An 18,712-nucleotide genomic window follows, 5' to 3' on the forward strand; every position below is an offset into this window, starting at 1 on the left:
ATGTATGCTTTGTGCCGTCAGGCACTGAATATCGGTAGAAATGGAAATGGAACCAAATTTTAGCGTGCCGTATGTACGCAACAGTTATTGTTATGTTGCGTACCTACGGCACGCCAACGAATACCGAATTCTAAATATCTACCGATATTATGTGCCTAACGGCACGTTTCTTTTAGTAGTTGAAAATAATGATTTTTGTGAGCCACTTAAAAATGTATGCTTTGTGCCGTCAGGCACTGAATATCGGTAGAAATGGAAATGGAACCATATTTTAGCGTGCCGTAGTTACGCAACAGTTATTGTTATGTTGCGTACCTACGGCACGCCATCCAATGCCGAATTCTAAATATCTACCGATATTATGTGCCTAATGGCACGTTTCTTTTAGTACTTGAAAATAATGATTTTTGTGAGCCAGTTAAAAATGTATACTTTGTGCCGTTAGGCACTAAATATCGGTAGAAAATTAGGGATGCAAAACAATTTAGCGTGCCGTAGGTACGCAATAGCCATTCTGTTGCGTACCTACGGCACACCAACAAATATCAAACATTATGGCTACCGATATTTAGTGCCTATCGTCACATTTGCGCGATTATTTTTTTAATATTTTTGAGAGAGAATAAAACCGTAATTATACTTATTGTTTTGACCTTGCAGATTATTTAGTTTTAATGCCTCATAAAAAACAAAAGAAATTCTAAATGATTTTAATTCAGTTTACAGGATTATCGGGTTCAGGAAAAACGACATTAGCTCAAAACGTTCGACATTTATTGATCGAAAACGGTTATAAAGCTGAAATCGTTGACGGAGATGTGTACCGAAAAACGATTTGTAAAGATTTAGGATTTTCTAAAGAAGACCGCTGTGAGAATGTAAGACGCCTTTTTGATGTGGGACGAAATTTTGTTGCTGAAGATACCATTACTTTAATGTCAGTAATAAATCCATACGAAAGTCTGCGAAATGAATTAAGAACACACGAATTTGTACGAACTGTTTTTTTAGACTGTTCGATAAATAATTTGATTAAAAGAGATCCAAAAGGTTTGTATAAAAAAGCTTTATTACCGGAAGATGACCTTAACAGAATTAAAAATTTTACGGGAATAAGCGATGTTTTTGAAACTCCCGAAAAAGCAGATTTAGTCTTAAAAACCGATTTAGAAACGGTGTCTTTTTCAACAAATAAACTTTATGACTTCATTATTGATAATTTAAAGAAAGAACTTTAATCTTAAAAAACGGATTCCTGAATTTGTAAAATTTTGCTTATCTATTTGATGATTGGGTTGGTGTATTTTATATATTTACAGGACCAAAACAAAAATCTCAAATTTAACCCTAAGCTTATGAATCCTTCGTCAAGCAGACTTCCTATTACCTTTTCGATTGAAAAACTGCAGCAAGAACTTACAATTTGCGAAAATGATTTATGGACCCCGCATTTTAACACCAACCGGTATGAGGGAAAGTGGACAAGTGTTTCTTTACGATCGCAATCGGGTTTGGTAAACGATATTACCTCTTTCTCAAATAAGGAATACCAAAATACGCCGCTGCTCGACCGTTGTCATTATTTTAAGGAAATTATGGATTGGTTTCAATGCGAAAAAGAAGCCGTGAGATTACTTCGGTTAGGGCCAAACAGCGAAATCAAAGAACATGTGGATAATGATACTTCTTATGAAGATGGATTTTTTAGAATTCATGTTCCTATCATTACAAACTCTGAAGTATATTTCTATGTAGATAAAAAACTCGTTCCTATGAAAATGGGAGAGTGCTGGTATGCTAATTTCCAGCTTCCGCACAGTGTTGAAAATAAGAGCGCCGAACCGCGAATTCATCTTACACTGGACTGCATTCGGAATGATTGGTCGGATAAATTATTTACCGAAATGGGTTTTGATATTCATGCTTCTTCCAATAAAAATGAATATTCTGATGAGGTAAAACAACAGATTATTGCGGAACTTTCGCGGAATCCATCAGAAATGACAGCAAAAATTATCGCAGATCTTCAGTCAAAATAAAATAAATCACCAATGGAAAACATACTTCATCCTCTTTCTAACTGGATTCCTTATAAGTTAATTGAAAAAGAAAATAATATTTATTTTGAATGGATTTATGTGGGAGATTTAAAATATGCCGAACCTTTTTTTGAGGAAACAATTTTAAAATGCCGAAAACACGAATACAATTCAAAGTCGTTTAAAGTAATAAGTACTCCTGAAAATCTTGTAGAATGGTCTGAAGAAATAGATTCGGTCGATTTAAAATCTTTGGTATTTCACGTTTCAAGATGTGGTTCTACCATGCTGAGTCAGTCTTTAGCCACTTCAGCAGAAAATATTATGGTTTCTGAAGCGCCAATCGTGGATGAAATTTTGCGAAGTAATTTGTTTGGTTTAGACAAAAAGTCGGCACTTTTAAAAGGAGTTATTAAATTATTAGGACAAAAAAGATTTCCGGAACAAAAGAATTTAATTTTAAAGCTGGATGCCTGGCATATTTTTAATGCGGGTTATTTAAGAAGCATTTTTGCCGAAACACCTTTTGCGCTGCTTTACAGAAATCCAAGAGAAGTTTTAAAATCGCATCAAAAAAAGATGGGGATGCATATGGTTCCCAATTTACTGCCGCCGAGTGTTTTTGGAATTACGGCGCAGGAAATAAATAAAATAAGTTTTCAGCAATATGGAGCTTTAGTTTTAGAGAAATATTTTGAAGGTTTTCTGAACTTTTACGAAACAGATCAAAATGTTACGGCTCTTTATTATAATGACGGAATGAAACAGGTTGTAGAAAAATTTATTTCGTTTATCAAAGTCAATTATGCTTATGCAGAACTTGATAAAATGTATGAGCGTTTAAATGCCCATTCTAAAAACGAAAATGAGGCTTTTAACGGAGATTCTTTTAAGGAAGAAGAATTAGAAATTAATTTTACAAAGCTTAACCTGCTGCACGAAAAATTAAACAACACGTTTCTGGAACATCAGGAAGGCTAAAATACAGATGAATTTTCTTTCTGTTGATTTATATGTATTTTTGCGCCAAATACAAACAAAATGATTGATTTAGATTACCTGGCATTTCTCGAAAATATATTGACAGACAACCGAAAAGAGAAATTTTTAAAAGTATTAGAAAACCGAACCAAACATTTTACGATTGCGGTCGAAGATGTTTTTCAAATGCATAACACGAGTGCCGTAATGCGCAGTTGTGAGGTTTTTGGAATTCAGGAACTTAATATCATCGAACAGCGTTTTGGTAAAAGAATAGATAAAGAAATTGCTTTAGGTGCACAAAAATGGGTTGATATTAACCGTTTTGATAGTGTCGAAGGCTGTATTTCCTCTTTAAGAAATAAAGGATATCAAATTATTGCGACAACACCGCATGAAAACGACTGTATGATTCAGGATTTTGATATCACAAAACCAAGTGCTTTGTTTTTTGGAACTGAAAAAGATGGTCTTTCGCCGGAAATTTTAGAAAAAGCAGATGGATTTTTAAAAATCCCAATGGTAGGTTTTACAGAGAGTCTGAATATTTCGGTTTCTGCTGCTATCATTATTCAAAACCTAACCAACAGACTACGAAATTCAGATATTGACTGGCATTTATCTGATGAAGAAATATTAGAAAAACGTCTGTTGTGGGCTAAAAATTCAATTAAAGATATTAAGCGAATCGAAGCACGTTATTACGAAGAAAACCCGAGATAGCGATTTCCTGCAAGGTTTCCAAAACCTTGTAGGTATTTAAGAAAAGTTTTCCGCCACGAATCCACTTATACAAATACATTCGTGAATTCATGGCGAAAAAAAAAACTTAAGTCTTAAAATGTTATACCTACAAGGTTTTGGAAACCTTGCAGGAGAGTCGTTGAGAAAAACTTAGAATCTCAGCAACTTAGAATCTTAGCACCTTATAAACTACCTTCCAAAAGAATCATAATTATCTTCGGCGTATTTTTCAAAACGTTTTAATAATACAATATTTTGTTTTTCTACAGAAGTTAATTGATCGTCAACATTAGTCGAAACCGGAATATACCATTCGACATCATCAAAAAACTGGCGTACCGTTTTAGTTTTAAAAGAAAATCCGTGTCTGGCAAAAATGGTATTTCTAAGAATTTCCAAATCTATCTTTTTTAAGTTTTTAACATCCGATTCTTTTAACTTTTGTGTAGAAGAATTGATTCTTAAAATATTTTCAGATGCCATTCTGTATACATTCTCAAAATATGTTTCGGTTTTTATAGAGTCTTTTGTTTCTTCGCCTTCATTCTCTTCTTCATAAGTTACTTCCTCTTCTTTTGGATTTTCATAATCAACATACATATCGTTATCCGGAAGCATTACTGTAGGATCATATTTAAACTGTTTTTTAGTTAGTTCAAATTTTCTTTTTTGAACTTCTTTTTTCGGATTATTTGCTGTCCATGTTCCTTTTAAAAGAGTATCATTTTGTATTTCGAAAGTAAAAACACCATCGTTTTTATCATCGCCCGGTTCTTTTAGTGTAAAAGAAATTGTATTTCCGGTTCTTTTCATTGTACCTGTAAGCGGTCTGTTATTACCTGCAACAATACTTTGTCCTGTAACTTCTGTTTCGGTAATTTTTTTGATAACGATATTAATCTTATTACTATATCTTTCTTTTTCCGGCTGGGTTGTGTCACGTTCTGCAACAACAAAATCGCCAACCCATGAGCCGTATAAATCAGTTCGAATTTCTTCGGGCATTTTGTTATCAGTGATTTGTGGTTGTTTTTCTTTAGAGTTACAAGAAAAAAGCGAGACGGCTAAAAATAAATAAAGAAGGTTTTTCATTTTTTTGATTGATGATAAAGATAATATTCGATGATTAATAAATTCGGAATCCAGCCTAACCAGGCTATAATTTGATATAAATCCATTGGCGCAGGATGAAACAAATATACAAGAATCACCTTCCAAAAACGTAAGGTAACGGCAGAAAATGTTAAAGCAAAACTTCGCAGCATAAAGGCCTTGTGCTGTGTAATGTTTTTGTTTTTAATGAAGAGAAAACCTTTTAAAGTAAAGTAAAACCATAAAACGGATAAAGTGACAAAAGATATTTTAGAATAAAATCCGCCATTAGCAAAAAAGCCAATAAATAACCCCGAAGGCGCGCTTAAAAACAGAATTACAAAAACATATAGTTTTCCGAGATTTCTATGTAAAAGAGGATATTTTTTTAAAAGAGTATTGTTAAACTGAAAAAATCCCGAAAGCAAAACAAAAATCGTCGAATAAACATGAATGTAAAAGAAGACAATGTAATAGGGAATTTCAGAAACTTCGGTTTGTTTGATTTGGAGAAAAGCAGCGTCGTTTTTTAGCGGAATGTACTGTAAGGTTAGCTTCAGCATTAAAATAAAGAAATAACTAAAAAGGATTGCCCAAATTAGTAATAACGAAAACTGAATCTTTTTTCTCAATTCTTTATTGTAAAAGGTTTATTAGTCATCAAATATAAAAAATCCCCAGCCACTTTTGGTAGTTGGGGAGAGTTTTCTGCCACGAATTACACGAATTAGAAATCACGATATCCTGCAAGGTTTTCAAAACCTTGTAGGTATTTTGGTGTAACATTACACACAAACAGGATAAAATTTTTGCCACGAATTCATGAATTTTTATACAAATACATTCGTGAATTCGTGGCGAAAAAAGACTAGATATTAAAAACTTAAAACCTACAAGGTTTTGAAAACCTTGCAGGTCGTTGTGGAGTTGTTTACTTTTTTAAGAATAAAATAAAACCTAAAATGCTGACAATTAAAATGCTCAATGCCGCTAAAACTGTGGCTAAATCACGAATGTTTTTTCCTGCCCAATCCATGAATAAAAATTTATGCAATATCGCAAAAGAATAACCTTCGACTTTATCTGCATTTTTAACTACAGCCGCCAGTCTCGAAGTTGAAGTTTCGATAAAATAGGTTGTTTTTTCAGGAGTGTCGTATGCTAATTTTACAACAGGCAGTCGCTTATTTACAAAACCATATTCCCTGCTTTCAAAATCAGTTAAAACTTTTGATTCTAATAATTTTACGTTTTCTATTGATTCTTCCGGTTCTTCAGAAGTTTCGATCATTTCGCAGCAAGCCGCTTGTGGAGCTCCGCCAGTGAAATAGTAAGCTAAATATTCGGCATAATGAAGATCAACATTTGGGACAACTTTATTGGTTGCAGCGTTAATGTAAATTACTTCCGATTTTTGATCTTTCTTTTTATTCCATTTTGAATTAGAATCTACTTTTGAAGTCTTGAATTTACTTTTTTCAAGCAGTTGACAACGGAAATAAGTCGTATCGTTTAAAGTAATTATACTTGCATTTTGAAAAAGTGTCCAGTCTAAATCCAGCGCATTATTAGCCAGTGGAATTTCTTTAGTCACAAATGTAGGTTCATAAACCATTTGCGATAAAGTGTAAGGTGCCCATTTTGTTGTGGCATGATATCCTCCGCTAAAAGCAAAAGTCAAAGTAAAAAGTGAAACCCAGATTCCAATTTGGCGATGGTATTTTCGAAGCCCTTTTTTAGGCGCCGCATTATCTGTTTTTTTGAATTGTTTCCATAATAAGCCGTAAATTAAGATGCCGCTTAAAGCAGAAAATCCAATAATTGACAATAAAAAAATCATGGTAATAATCCTGATACTATTGTTGGATATAGCATCTATAAAAGACCAATTATGAAAAGTATCAAAAAACCAGATAAAAGCCTGTCTTGAAGTTGGATTGTAAGTTGCCAGTTTACTGGAAGATGTTTCTACATAAACTTCCATAGCATCAGGACGGTCAAAAGTCAGTTTGTAAACTGGTAAATAGCGGTTCACATATTTGTATTGTGATGTAAATTCAGTTTCAACTTCACTCTTTTTTATGGTGCTTTTTTGATCATCCAAAAAATAGCGAGAAAGCCATTCTGCATATTTTTGATCTCCGTCTTCCAGTTTTTTTCCGTTTGAAGCATCATAATACCACAATTCACCAAAAATGGTTTTTACCTGATAATAAGTAATATTATTAAATGTGACGATTCGGAAATTTTTGAATTGAGTGATTTCGTTTTTTTGTAATACTTCCTGAATAGATAATTTCAGCTGATTTTTGTCGATTATTTGCTGCTCCAATTTTTCGTGAGCAATTTCAGGTTTGAAAAAATGCGCCATAAAAGGATGCATCAAACCAGACAGCGTCCAGAAAATAACAGGAATAATGGTAATTAAGCCAATAACACGATGCCATTTGTACATGTGCTGCTTGATTTTTTTTACGATTTTAGAATCTTTCTTTTTAGAAGATTTTTTCTTGATTTCTTTACTCATAATTGAGTTGTTTTTGTTTTTATTTTTTTTGCACAGATTAAATGGATTAAAATGATTTTTTTATTAAATGATTTATGGATTTTAATTTCTTAGGGAAAATTTAAAACTCTTTTATAATCCCTTTAATCCTTTTAATCTGTGGCAAAAACTTATTTTTTTAATGAAAAATTGTACTGAATTCCAAATACAAATGTTCTTGGAGCTGCCGCTGTATATGTTGGCTGTGCGTTTGTGGTATTGGCTCTCGAAACATTGTAAGCGTATAATTTATCAGTCAGGTTCATTACGTTTCCATATATTTCAATTCCTTTCCATTGATAGCCAACTCTTGCATTGAAAATATTGTAACCGTCGTATTTTACCGTATTGATTTGGTCTTGGTAATAACTTCCCACAAGCTGCCATTCAAGAGAAGTTCTTAAATTAGGAAGCCAGTTTGGATAATAACTTACCTCTGAATTTCCAGACCATTTTGGTGCTGCCGGCATTTCTTTTCCATTTAAATCCTGAACAGGATCGGTTGGTTTGTCCGAAAGTTTAAAATCGATATATGTATGCTGCGCGTAAGTTCCGCCCAAGCGAATATTAAATTGCTGTGAAGGACGATATGAAGCTCCAAATTCAATTCCTTTATGACGGGTTTCTCCTGCCGAACGATAATCTGTTGAGTTATCTGGAAGTTTAATGTTTAACAGCTCGTTTTTACCTTCCATATAATAAAAGGCATAATCAAAATTTAATTTGTTTTCAAGCAAAGAAAACCATCCTCCAAATTCAACATTATCAAAAGTGGCAGGTTCTAGGTTATAATAAAAATCAGCCGGAACACCTGTTGTGCCTCCAGTTCCGGGTTTGGTTCTAAAAATAGAGGTAATTCCCGGAGGAGCAAAACCTTGAGAATAATTAGCGTAAACGCCAGCAAACTCAAAAGGATTGAAATTTATACCCGTTTTATAAGTTGTTTTATCATACACTTTGCTTCCGGTAGATTTGTCTAAAGCATTATTATAATTTACTTTCATGTTATCATATCGAGCGCCAGTTGTAATAATTAATTTTTCGATAGGGCTAAAACTAAATTGAGCATATTGAGCATAATTATAAATATCTGCCGTGTAATCTGCTAATTTTGAGTCTGGATGTTCTGCAATAATCTCATAAGAATCAACGGTTTGTTTACCTGCTTCTCCCGGATTCAAGTTAGCTTTTAAATCAATTACATAAGACCAATATGTAACCGGAGAATAATCGTATAAAGCTCCAGCAACAAGTTTTGTATTTAGAAAATCAAATTTTTGAGTGTGCTGTCCAATTGCTCCGTAACTTTTAAAGTTGTTTGAATTTACTTCGCCTTTAGCCGTTGTAGGATTTACAGTTGGGCTCCATTTAATTCCATAAGAAGGATTTTGTCCTAATTTATTGTCGCGCAAATAAGCTGCAATATAACTGTTTGAATTACTGTTCCAATCATGTTCCAGCGTTAAGCGGGTTCTTAAAGCATCAGATTTTCTATAAGTAAAATTAGAAGTGCTTTTGTATGTTCTGTTGTTGAAAGCATCTTCGTTAACCGTTCCGCTCATATCCGAATAATATTTTCCATACATCGTATTGCTTATTAATCGGGTAGAAGGAGAGATGTTATAATCGATTCTCGCATTCAGATTATCTTTGTTATAATCAGAATAAGTCATCCATCCGTTTTCCTGTAAACTTGAAATTCCGGCAATATGAAAACCAACTTTTCCTACGATTGCACCGCCGGCAGCCTGAAATCTTCTGTAACCATAATTATCTGCCTGAACTCCAAATTTAAATTCCGGATCAACAGGTGGTTTTATCGAAATTAAATTAATTGTTCCGCCCACAGCTTCTGGACCGTATAAAGATGAAACCGGACCTTTTACAACTTCAATACTTTGTAAATTATATTGATTGATTTCTAATAAAGCATTGTGATTAAAAATTCCCATTGGACGAATTGGCAAACCATCTTCTAAATACAGATAATAAGCATTTGTTGTCATTGGCTGACGAATAGACATCATGTGCTGTTCGTTTCCTAAATTAACCATTAAAACTCCCGGCGTTTTGTTTATAATTTCATAAACGGCAGTAGCTTTTGCTTCGTTAATGGTTTTGGCTGTTATTTTGCTAATTGCAACAGGAGTTTCCTTGCGTTTAGTGGCAGTTCTGTTGGCAGTTATAAAAACGTTTTCAAGCTCCTGAGATTTTGTTGTGTCTTTTTCTACCTTGTTCTGCGCAAAGACAAATTGTCCTATAAAAAATAGGATAATGTATATTTTTTTCATTTTAAATTTATATAAATTTTAAAGTAACGTGTGCTTTTCCTGACTTAACGACAAGAAAAAATCTTTTCAAAAACTATTGAAAAGCGGTTATCAGAAATTTATATAAAATAGGATGGAGGTCGAAACGTAGTATTTGAAACCGAGATTGGTTTTGTATCAAAAGAAGCAAAGATTTTTGCTCTTGATTCGATTGTTGTAACTAATTTGAAATTAGTTGTAGTAGTATTTTGAATGTAAACAACTTCTGCTTTTTCTTTCAGGTTGTTTTGCATTCTTTTTTCGTTATCAGCGTATTTTTTTAAACTTTTTTGAAGTTCACATCGACCGTTACAGGAATTAAAAACCATTTTTCGCTGTACGCAAATCGTTTTTGAAATTTCTTCCTGATTAAGTTTGAAAGAAGTGTAAACAAAGAAACTGCCAAAAGAGGGCAGTAAAAGTGTGCATGAAAGCAATATGATCAAAAATCGTTTCAAAACGCTGTTTCTATGTTTCGAATGCAAAAATACATTTAATTCGCATTTATTACCAAGAGTTTGTGGAAAAAGTTTTTTTGAAAAAGTTTTCAGTCTCAGTCGCAGTTTTCAGTCACAGTCTGTAAACTGAATACTGAAAACTGCGACTGAATACTATAAACTAAAAACCCGACAGGTTTTAAAACTTGTCGGGTTTGATATGTAATTCGTCTAGTCTGTAAACTGAAAACTGCGACTGAATACTGAAAACTTATTCTTTAACAATAACCCAAGCTCCAGAAGCTAAAAGAGTTTCTGCTTTTTTGAATTTCATTGTTTCTGTTTTACCAGTTGCGACTTCTTGGATCGTTACATTGTCGTTACGATTGATTTTCGGCATATCTCTAACGATAGTTTCTGTAACCTGACGCTGTTGTGTTTCTCCAGCTTCGCGGTTAATGCTTTCACTGTTAGGAATTTCGTCTTTACTTAATTGTAAATTTTCTTTTTGACGAACTTCTCTTGCTTCGTGAATTTCAGAAGTAACGTTTTGAGCTGGTAAATCACCTTTAAACAAGAATGAAATAACTTCTTTATTAACGTTGTCTAACATTCCTCTAAACAAGTTGAAAGCTTCTAATTTGTAAATAAGCAATGGATCTTTTTGTTCGTGAACGGCTAATTGAACAGATTGTTTCAATTCGTCCATTTTACGCAAATGTTTTTTCCAGGCCTCATCAACAATCGAAAGTGTGATGTTTTTCTCGAAATCAGCAATTAATTGCGCTCCTTCGCTTTCGTAAGCTTTTTTCAAGTCTGTAACCACATTCAAAGTTTTGATTCCGTCTGTAAAAGGAACTACAATTCTTTCGAAATGATTGTTTGGCTCTTCATAAACTCCTCTAATAATAGGGAAAGCTTCTCTTGCGCTTCTTTCTGTTTTTTCAGTGTAGAAAGCTAAAGCTTCTTTGTATACTTTTCCAGTTACTTCAATATCTGATAATTTTTGGAAATCAGCTTCTGAAATTGGAGAAGTAATTCCAAAATAACGAATTAAGTCAAAATCAAAACTTTTGAAATCGTTTGCCACTTTGTTGTTGCTTACGATTAATTCGCAAGTATCATAAAGCATATTCGCGATATCCAGTTTTAAACGCTCGCCAAATAGTGCGTGACGACGACGTTTGTAAACTACTTCACGCTGAGAGTTCATAACGTCATCATATTCTAATAAACGTTTACGAACACCAAAGTTGTTTTCTTCTACTTTTTTCTGAGCACGTTCGATAGATTTAGTCATCATAGAATGCTGAATAACTTCACCTTCTTTCAATCCCATTCTGTCCATTACTTTCGCAACTCTTTCAGAACCAAATAAACGCATTAGGTTATCTTCAAGAGAAACATAAAATTGAGAACTTCCCGGATCTCCCTGACGACCAGAACGACCGCGTAACTGTCTGTCAACACGACGTGAATCATGACGCTCTGTACCTACGATTGCTAAACCTCCGGCAGCTTTTACTTCTGGAGATAATTTAATATCGGTACCACGACCAGCCATGTTTGTTGCAATAGTTACAACTCCGGCTTTACCAGCTTCTTCAACGATTTGTGCCTCTTGCTTGTGCATTTTAGCATTCAATACGTTATGAGTAATTCCTCTCATTTTAAGCATACGGCTTAATAATTCTGAAATCTCTACAGAAGTTGTTCCAATCAATACTGGTCTTCCAGCATTTGATAATTCGGTAACGTCTTCAATTACAGCGTTGAATTTTTCACGTGTAGTTTTATAGATATAATCTTCTTTGTCTTGTCTTGAAATTGGTCGGTTGGTTGGAATTTCAACAACGTCCAGTTTGTAAATCTGCCATAACTCGCCAGCTTCTGTAACCGCTGTACCCGTCATACCACCTAATTTGCTGTACATTCTGAAATAATTCTGTAATGTAACTGTTGCAAAAGTTTGGGTTGCAGCTTCAATTTTTACGTTTTCCTTAGCTTCGATCGCCTGGTGTAATCCGTCAGAATAACGACGACCGTCCATGATACGACCTGTTTGCTCATCGACAATCATAATTTTGTTGTCCATGATAACGTATTCTACATCTTTTTCAAAAAGAGCATATGCTTTTAAAAGCTGAGTTAAAGTGTGGATACGCTCGCTTTTTACTCCAAAATCCTGAAATAATCTTTCTTTAGCTTCTGCTTCAGCATCTTTATCCAGTTTTTGTTTTTCGATAGCAGCGATTTCAGTTCCAATATCTGGAAGTACGAAAAAGTCAGCATCAGTATCTCCAGAAAGGTATTGAATACCGTTATCTGTTAATTCAACCTGATTGTTTTTTTCTTCAATCACAAAGTATAAAGCTTCATCCACTTTATGCATTTCGCGATTGTTATCCTGCATGTATTGATTTTCAGTTTTTTGAAGCAATTGTTTAATTCCTTCTTCACTTAAAAATTTAATTAATGCTTTATTTTTAGGTAAACTTCTGTAAGCTCTTAATAATAAGAATCCGCCTTCTTTAGTATTTCCTTCTTTGATTAATTTTTTAGCCTCAGCTAAGAAACCATTCGCTAACTGACGCTGTTGTGCAACTAAGTTCTCGATTTTTGGTTTCAATTCGTTAAATTCATGACGATCTCCCTGCGGAACTGGTCCTGAAATAATAAGCGGTGTTCTAGCATCATCAATTAAAACAGAATCGACCTCGTCGACAATAGCATAATTGTGTTTTCTCTGCACTAAATCACTAGGCGAGTGTGCCATGTTATCTCTTAAGTAGTCAAAACCAAATTCGTTGTTGGTTCCGTAAGTGATATCAGCATCATAAGCCTTTTTTCTAGCTTCTGTACTTGGCTGGTGGTTGTCGATACAGTCAACAGATAAGCCGTGGAATTCGAATAAAGGAGCTTTCCATGTACTGTCACGTTTTGCCAAGTAGTCATTCACTGTTACTAAGTGAACTCCGTTTCCTGTCAAAGCGTTTAAGTAAAGAGGAAGTGTAGCAACTAAAGTTTTACCTTCACCCGTTTGCATTTCGGCAACTTTACCTTCGTGCAAAACCATTCCACCAATCAACTGAACATCATAGTGAATCATGTCCCAAGTGATATCTTTTCCGGCAGCATTCCATTTATTAGCCCAGATAGATTTTTCGCCGTCAATAGTAATATATGGTTTTGTTGCAGAGAATTCGCGGTCTTTTGCAGTTGCCGTAACCTCGATATGAGAGTTTTCTTTAAAACGACGTGCCGTTTCTTTTACTACAGAAAACGCTTCTGGAAGAATTTCCAATAAAGTTTTTTCAGAAATTTCATAAGCTTCTTTTTCAAGAGCGTCTATTGCATCATAAATATCTTCTCTTTTGTCGATATCCTCAATATTTTCAACTTCAGCTTTTAGAGAAGCGATTTTAGCATCCTTATCTGCCCTTGCTTCTTTAATTTTTTCTTTAAAATAAGCGGTTCTCGCTCTTAGTTCGTCATGAGATAAACTCATTAAACTAGTTTCGAAAGTCTTAATTTTGTTTAAATAAGGTTGTAAAGCTTTGACATCTTTTTGAGATTTATCACCTACAAAGACCTTAATGATGCTATTTATGAAACTCATAATTTATTTGTATTTCTTTATTATATAATATGTATTTGAACCAAAAAAAAAGCCTCTGTGATGAGACTTTTTCCTTTGGTTTATTTTTTAATATTCATCCTCATTCCAAAGATAATCTTCGTCTGTTGGATAATCAGGCCAAATTTCTTCCATTGATTCATATATCTCGCCTTCGTCTTCTATTGACTGAAGGTTTTCTACTACTTCTAATGGAGCACCAGCTCTAATAGCGTAGTCTATAAGTTCGTCTTTGTTAGCAGGCCATGGCGCATCACTTAAATAAGATGCTAATTCTAATGTCCAATACATCTGTTATCTGTTTAGTTTGTGCAAAAATAAATTTTTTACTGAAAAAGACAAGTAAAATTTGATTTATTTTAATAAAATTTAAGAACGTCTCTTGTTAAATTCCAATTTTTAAATTTCAAATCCCAAAAAAGACACTTGAAATCTCAATATTTAAATTCAAAATTCCAATTTTTAGAACTTTATTTCGCTTTAAAAATTCGAAAGAATTTAATTTTTTCTTTAGAATTTGGGATTTCAAAAATTTGGAATTTGCAGAAAATTTATTTTCTAGGTATCCATTTCACTTCCTCCGCTTTTAAGTCAAACGACAACTTCCGTGCCAAGACAAAAAGGTAGTCAGAAAGTCGGTTTAAGTACATAATTGCGATTTCAGGAACGTGTTCATTATGACTTAAATGTACTGCCAAACGCTCTGCGCGGCGGCATATACAGCGGGCAATATGACAATGTGACACGGTTGGATGACCACCCGGTAAAACAAAATGAGTCATTTGCGGAAGACTTTCTTCCATTTTATCTATTTCGTTTTCGAGTAATTCGATATCCGAATCAATTATTCCGAGATTTTTTAAGCGAAGTTCTCCGTTTTTTAAAACTTCTTTTTCCTGTGGAGTTGCCAAAATGGCGCCTACAGTAAAAAGACGATCCTGAATTTCTATTAAAACAGTCTTATAATGTGAATCGATTTCCTGATCGCGAATTAATCCTATATAAGAGTTTAATTCATCAACAGTTCCATAACTGTCAATTCTGATATGATCTTTAGGAACACGAGTGCCTCCAAAAAGAGCTGTTGTTCCTTTATCGCCTGTTTTGGTATATACTTTCATGGTTATTTTAGATTGTAGATTTATGATTTTAGATTGAAATGCTAGAGTCTTAAATTTTAGATTTAGAAAATAATCTAAAATCTAAAATCAGAAATCTAAAATGAAAAGCAATCTAAAATCAGAAATCTAAAATTATTTAGTGGTGTCGCTTTCAATCAATCCGTCTCTTAAACGAATTACGCGGTGTGCGTAGGCAGCGATATCTTCTTCGTGAGTTACTAAAATTACAGTATTTCCTTGTGCGTGAATGTCTCCAAAAAGTTTCATGATTTCTACAGAAGTTTTACTGTCTAAGTTTCCTGTTGGTTCATCGGCTAAAATAATCGAAGGTTTGTTGACCAAAGCGCGGGCAATGGCAACACGCTGGCGTTGTCCTCCGGAAAGCTGATTTGGCTGGTGATCCATTCTGTCGGCTAGATTTACTTGTGCTAAAACCTCTGTTGCTCTTGCATTCCTGTCAGATTTAGAATATCCGGCATAAATCATCGGTAAAGCTACATTGTCTAAAGCCGTGGTTCTTGGTAAAAGATTGAAAGTTTGAAAAACAAATCCGATTTCTGTATTACGAATTCCGGCTAATTCGTCATCACGCATTTGGCTTACATCTTTTCCGTTTAAAACATAACGTCCGGAAGTGGGCGTGTCCAAACAACCTAATAAATTCATTAAAGTTGATTTTCCAGATCCCGAAGGTCCCATTAGGGCAACATATTCGCCTTTGTTGATTTCTAAATTAATTCCTTTTAAAACATACACGATTTCATTACCAAGTACAAAATTTCGTCTTATGTCAGTTATTTTAATTAATGGATTTGCCATTTCGTTTTACAATTTTGATTTAAAAGTACAAAACACTTTTCATAAAAATGATAAGTAGGTTAGAATTGAATTTTGTTACAAAAGCTTTTTAATAGATATGTATTAAAATAAATATGGTTTTTAAAGCAGAAATAGTTATATCATTTTCGATTGATTTTGCATAGTTGTCATTATTTTATGAATTTTATAGTATTAAAATGTTTTTAAATTTTAAAACATGACAATAATGTAATTTGTTTAGTTAGCTATTTGGTAAATTTGATTATAATTAATTAAAACAATCAGTATTATGAAAAATATTCAAATGGTATTAGGAATCGCATTAATTGCATTAAGCTTTACATCGTGTAAAGATGAAAAACAAGAACAAGCTCAGAAAAAAGTTGACGCTTATGTAGCATACGTCGATTCAGTTAAAAATGTTTCAGCAGAAAATTTAAAAGCAGACTGGAAAGCAGTTGATGCTGAATATGACAGAAGATCTCAGGAAGCTCAGGCAGCACTGGCAGACTTAAAAGATAATTCGGCTGCTACTGAAAAAATAAATGCCAGCAAAGTTAAATACGAAGAGTTTAAAAATGAGATGTCCACCGTTTTTGCCCCTCCAGCTCCGGCTCCAAGTCCAAAACAACAATTAAGAGATGCTTTGTTTGGTGCAGGAAAAATTGGTGATGATATGAATTTTAGCTGGGTAAATGCCCAAAATATTCACAGCGTTTACCAACAATTCGTTCACACTGTTGAAGATAATAAAGATAAATATTCTAGAGAAGACTGGGATGAAGTTAAATTAATGTATGAAGCACTTGACAGCCGTAAAAATACAGTTGAAAAAGAAGGACTTACATCTGAAGATAACAGAAAAATTGCCGGTTTAAAAATTAAATTTGCACCAATGTATACTGTTAACAGAATGGGTGCAAAATCTGAAGAAAATAAAGACGCTAAAAAATAATTGTAGATATTTTGAATTAGTAAAAATGGCAGTCAGAAATGATTGCCATTTTTTTATGTTTTTAATGTAAACTATTTTAATGTAAACTAATACTTGCCATTTTTTATACAGTTTCATTCCATTAGGAATGTTTCGTAGGTAGAAAGAATAGAGGTTAGACACGATTACGTTCCGTAGGAATGTTTGATTTTGACATTGCTATTTTAAAATCTGGCATCAAACGTTCCTACGGAACGTAAACAATGATAAACATATAATTTTCTACCGACGAGATGTTCCTACGGAACAAAGAAATATGTAAAATAAAATGATGCTGCTCTGACTTTTGAGACAGTTGCTTTTTTTATGTTCTAATTCTCAAATTTCCTTAAATCCTCTAAAAACACGTTCCAAATACTATCTTTAAATCTATTTTTAAAGAAGTCAAAATGCCCAATGTCTTTTACTCCAAAGTCTTCGGCTTTTAAATGTGTTCTGGTAACTTCGGCATTTTTAAATTGTGAAGCAATCCAATTTACCGCCGGAACAGTTGCATAAAAATCATTGTCGATACTATAAGAAATAATCTTGCATTTAATTTTATCATAATGCTCTTTTACATTGTCGATACAATCAAAATGATAATTTGGTTTTTTGCACCATTTTGCCCATTCCAGAGCCATTTCTTTTGGTAAATCTTCCATACGCGTAAAATGACTGGAAGGTAAATAATTGAAAATTCTGCAAAATAAAGGTATAGTAACATACCACAAAAATTGCATTTTTAGTCTCTCAAATCCTTTCCAATGAATCCAGCTTCCAGATTGTGAAACAGCCATGATTACGCCGTCAAATAAATTATTTGAAGGAACTAAACCAATAAGCTGACCGCCAATACTGTGCGTTATGATGAATATTTTGCTGTCTGGTTTTTTGCTTTTAACATATTGGACCACACTTTCAAAATCGTTTTGGGCCCAGTTTGTTGCGGTTGTAGAAAACTTTTTTAGAGATTCTGGTTTTGAATCGCCAATTCCGCCATAATCAAAGGTGAAAACAGAATAATTATTATGAGATAAAAACTTTGAAAAATTGTGATAATAATTTTGCTTAACTCCTGTAGCAGAAGCAATGATAACACAATTGGCATTTGGATTGTCTGAAAGAAATTCAGTTACAGCTATTGAATATTGTAAAGGTGTATCAATTTTGATTGCATTCATATAAACTTCGTATAGTAACAAATGTAATAAAAATTGTATACTGAATTTTGTTAGGCGCGAATCACGAAATGTTCTTTTTCCTGTTCGTATCTAAAAAATACAAAACCCCATTGAAAAGTATCGATCGTAACTTTTACTTTTGGGTGATTTTTTATAATCTCCCAAGCTTCTTCCATTTCCCGTGACCAATGTATGTCATCAAAAATCCAAACAGAATCGTTATTTATTGTTTGCAGTAAAATTTCAAAATAAGTTAAAGTTGCTTTTTTTGAATGATTTCCGTCGAAATATATTAGATCGTAACTCTTAGAATCCAGGTTTTCTGAAATTAAAAAAGATTCAAATTCTGAGATTATATTTTCGACATTTTTGCAGTCAAATTTATCTAATTGATTTTGTGCCGTATTTGCCGTATTTGGACAACCTTCAATTGTAATAACTTTTGCATCAGTATTTCCAAGGGCAAGAGCGGCAGTTGCTAAACCTAAAGAAGTCCCAATTTCAAGAATGTTTTTTGGTTGAAAATAATTAGTGACGCGAAATAATAATTCAGCCCGTTTTGGAGAAATTCCGGCTGTAGATGCGATTTTAGAAATCTGTCTTCTGTTTGATTTAAAAACTTTAGAGCCAGCACCAAAATCAGTTACTTCAATGAAATTTTTATTTTCAAGAAGTGATTTTCTATAGTTTTTTAGAATTAAATATTCACGTTTCGGCTTCTTATCATAAAAGCATTTGGTCAATAAACTAAAAACAAAAGGCGAATGAACACCGTGTTCGTTTTTAGAATTCCAAAGAAATTTTAGATAAGATTTGATTTGAAAAAGCATG

General features: G+C 33.4%; 16 protein-coding genes. 5 read left to right on the top strand and 11 right to left on the bottom strand.

All coding sequences use genetic code 11. The annotated features are described in order from the left end of the window. The first annotated feature begins 704 nt into the window (after positions 1-704). From cysC to ACODSB_RS15885, 4 genes are all read left to right on the top strand, one after another. Positions 705-1,238: an adenylyl-sulfate kinase gene (gene cysC, locus ACODSB_RS15870; RefSeq protein ID WP_256635802.1), complete on the top strand. Its 534-nt coding sequence runs from the start codon at positions 705-707 to the stop codon at positions 1,236-1,238. A gap of 117 nt (positions 1,239-1,355) precedes the next feature. Next, positions 1,356-2,039: an aspartyl/asparaginyl beta-hydroxylase domain-containing protein gene (locus ACODSB_RS15875; RefSeq protein ID WP_488937759.1), complete on the top strand. Its 684-nt coding sequence runs from the start codon at positions 1,356-1,358 to the stop codon at positions 2,037-2,039. A gap of 12 nt (positions 2,040-2,051) precedes the next feature. Continuing rightward, positions 2,052-3,020, top strand: coding sequence for a sulfotransferase family protein (locus tag ACODSB_RS15880; RefSeq protein WP_488937760.1), 969 nt, complete (start codon positions 2,052-2,054; stop codon positions 3,018-3,020). Positions 3,021-3,080: 60 nt separating this feature from the next. Beyond that, entirely contained in the window at positions 3,081-3,743 is a 663-nt protein-coding gene (locus ACODSB_RS15885) for a TrmH family RNA methyltransferase (RefSeq protein ID WP_488937761.1), read from the top strand. 210 nt (positions 3,744-3,953) lie between these two features. Here the strand turns inward: ACODSB_RS15885 and ACODSB_RS15890 are convergent, their stop codons facing one another. The 9 genes from ACODSB_RS15890 to ACODSB_RS15930 form a co-directional block, all read right to left on the bottom strand. Beyond that, positions 3,954-4,856 carry a YARHG domain-containing protein gene (locus ACODSB_RS15890; RefSeq protein ID WP_488937762.1) on the bottom strand — a complete coding sequence of 301 codons (903 nt, stop codon included), beginning with the start codon at positions 4,854-4,856 and terminating at the stop codon, positions 3,954-3,956. Continuing rightward, entirely contained in the window at positions 4,853-5,419 is a 567-nt protein-coding gene (locus ACODSB_RS15895) for a DUF2306 domain-containing protein (RefSeq protein ID WP_488937763.1), read from the bottom strand. Before ACODSB_RS15895 ends, ACODSB_RS15890 begins: the two co-directional genes overlap by 4 nt. Before the next feature lie 368 nt (positions 5,420-5,787). Beyond that, positions 5,788-7,383: a PepSY domain-containing protein gene (locus ACODSB_RS15900; protein ID WP_488937764.1), complete on the bottom strand. Its 1,596-nt coding sequence runs from the start codon at positions 7,381-7,383 to the stop codon at positions 5,788-5,790. Between the two features lie 149 nt (positions 7,384-7,532). Continuing rightward, complete coding sequence (locus ACODSB_RS15905; protein WP_488937765.1) at positions 7,533-9,692, bottom strand: TonB-dependent receptor; 2,160 nt, start codon at positions 9,690-9,692, stop codon at positions 7,533-7,535. 98 nt (positions 9,693-9,790) lie between these two features. After that, positions 9,791-10,168 (bottom strand): hypothetical protein, encoded by a 378-nt coding sequence (locus ACODSB_RS15910; protein ID WP_053473786.1) that lies wholly within the window; start codon positions 10,166-10,168, stop codon positions 9,791-9,793. A gap of 250 nt (positions 10,169-10,418) precedes the next feature. After that, positions 10,419-13,766, bottom strand: a complete 3,348-nt coding sequence (secA, locus tag ACODSB_RS15915; protein WP_488937766.1) for a preprotein translocase subunit SecA — start codon at positions 13,764-13,766, stop codon at positions 10,419-10,421. 87 nt (positions 13,767-13,853) lie between these two features. After that, entirely contained in the window at positions 13,854-14,075 is a 222-nt protein-coding gene (locus ACODSB_RS15920; protein ID WP_007138072.1) for a DUF2795 domain-containing protein, read from the bottom strand. Positions 14,076-14,335: 260 nt separating this feature from the next. Further along, the gene (locus ACODSB_RS15925; protein ID WP_488937767.1) at positions 14,336-14,905 is read right to left on the bottom strand and encodes a cob(I)yrinic acid a,c-diamide adenosyltransferase; all 570 of its coding nucleotides are present in this window, start codon (positions 14,903-14,905) and stop codon (positions 14,336-14,338) included. 132 nt (positions 14,906-15,037) lie between these two features. Continuing rightward, positions 15,038-15,724: an ABC transporter ATP-binding protein gene (locus ACODSB_RS15930; RefSeq protein WP_053473789.1), complete on the bottom strand. Its 687-nt coding sequence runs from the start codon at positions 15,722-15,724 to the stop codon at positions 15,038-15,040. 289 nt (positions 15,725-16,013) lie between these two features. On the opposite strand from ACODSB_RS15930, the gene ACODSB_RS15935 reads away from it, so the two are divergent. Next, entirely contained in the window at positions 16,014-16,679 is a 666-nt protein-coding gene (locus tag ACODSB_RS15935) for a DUF6565 domain-containing protein (RefSeq protein ID WP_053473790.1), read from the top strand. Positions 16,680-17,029: 350 nt separating this feature from the next. Here the strand turns inward: ACODSB_RS15935 and ACODSB_RS15940 are convergent, their stop codons facing one another. Continuing rightward, positions 17,030-17,881, bottom strand: a complete 852-nt coding sequence (locus ACODSB_RS15940) for an alpha/beta hydrolase family protein (RefSeq protein ID WP_488937768.1) — start codon at positions 17,879-17,881, stop codon at positions 17,030-17,032. Positions 17,882-17,931: 50 nt separating this feature from the next. Beyond that, positions 17,932-18,711 carry an O-methyltransferase gene (locus tag ACODSB_RS15945; RefSeq protein ID WP_488937769.1) on the bottom strand — a complete coding sequence of 260 codons (780 nt, stop codon included), beginning with the start codon at positions 18,709-18,711 and terminating at the stop codon, positions 17,932-17,934. Position 18,712 lies beyond the last annotated feature (1 nt).

It is taken from the genome of Flavobacterium sp. FG68 (genome assembly GCF_057808895.1).

What these genes read in the sequence shown, in the direction of transcription:
- secA (WP_488937766.1), bottom strand. Translation starts at nt 13,766, where the DNA reads ATGAGTTTCATAAATAGCATCATTAAGGTCTTTGTAGGTGATAAATCT.
- ACODSB_RS15925 (WP_488937767.1), bottom strand. Translation starts at nt 14,905, where the DNA reads ATGAAAGTATATACCAAAACAGGCGATAAAGGAACAACAGCTCTTTTT.
- ACODSB_RS15935 (WP_053473790.1), top strand. Translation starts at nt 16,014, where the DNA reads ATGAAAAATATTCAAATGGTATTAGGAATCGCATTAATTGCATTAAGC.
- ACODSB_RS15905 (WP_488937765.1), bottom strand. Translation starts at nt 9,692, where the DNA reads ATGAAAAAAATATACATTATCCTATTTTTTATAGGACAATTTGTCTTT.
- ACODSB_RS15880 (WP_488937760.1), top strand. Translation starts at nt 2,052, where the DNA reads ATGGAAAACATACTTCATCCTCTTTCTAACTGGATTCCTTATAAGTTA.
- ACODSB_RS15920 (WP_007138072.1), bottom strand. Translation starts at nt 14,075, where the DNA reads ATGTATTGGACATTAGAATTAGCATCTTATTTAAGTGATGCGCCATGG.
- ACODSB_RS15900 (WP_488937764.1), bottom strand. Translation starts at nt 7,383, where the DNA reads ATGAGTAAAGAAATCAAGAAAAAATCTTCTAAAAAGAAAGATTCTAAA.
- ACODSB_RS15945 (WP_488937769.1), bottom strand. Translation starts at nt 18,711, where the DNA reads ATGCTTTTTCAAATCAAATCTTATCTAAAATTTCTTTGGAATTCTAAA.
- ACODSB_RS15875 (WP_488937759.1), top strand. Translation starts at nt 1,356, where the DNA reads ATGAATCCTTCGTCAAGCAGACTTCCTATTACCTTTTCGATTGAAAAA.
- ACODSB_RS15940 (WP_488937768.1), bottom strand. Translation starts at nt 17,881, where the DNA reads ATGAATGCAATCAAAATTGATACACCTTTACAATATTCAATAGCTGTA.
- cysC (WP_256635802.1), top strand. Translation starts at nt 705, where the DNA reads ATGATTTTAATTCAGTTTACAGGATTATCGGGTTCAGGAAAAACGACA.
- ACODSB_RS15895 (WP_488937763.1), bottom strand. Translation starts at nt 5,419, where the DNA reads ATGCTGAAGCTAACCTTACAGTACATTCCGCTAAAAAACGACGCTGCT.
- ACODSB_RS15885 (WP_488937761.1), top strand. Translation starts at nt 3,081, where the DNA reads ATGATTGATTTAGATTACCTGGCATTTCTCGAAAATATATTGACAGAC.
- ACODSB_RS15890 (WP_488937762.1), bottom strand. Translation starts at nt 4,856, where the DNA reads ATGAAAAACCTTCTTTATTTATTTTTAGCCGTCTCGCTTTTTTCTTGT.
- ACODSB_RS15930 (WP_053473789.1), bottom strand. Translation starts at nt 15,724, where the DNA reads ATGGCAAATCCATTAATTAAAATAACTGACATAAGACGAAATTTTGTA.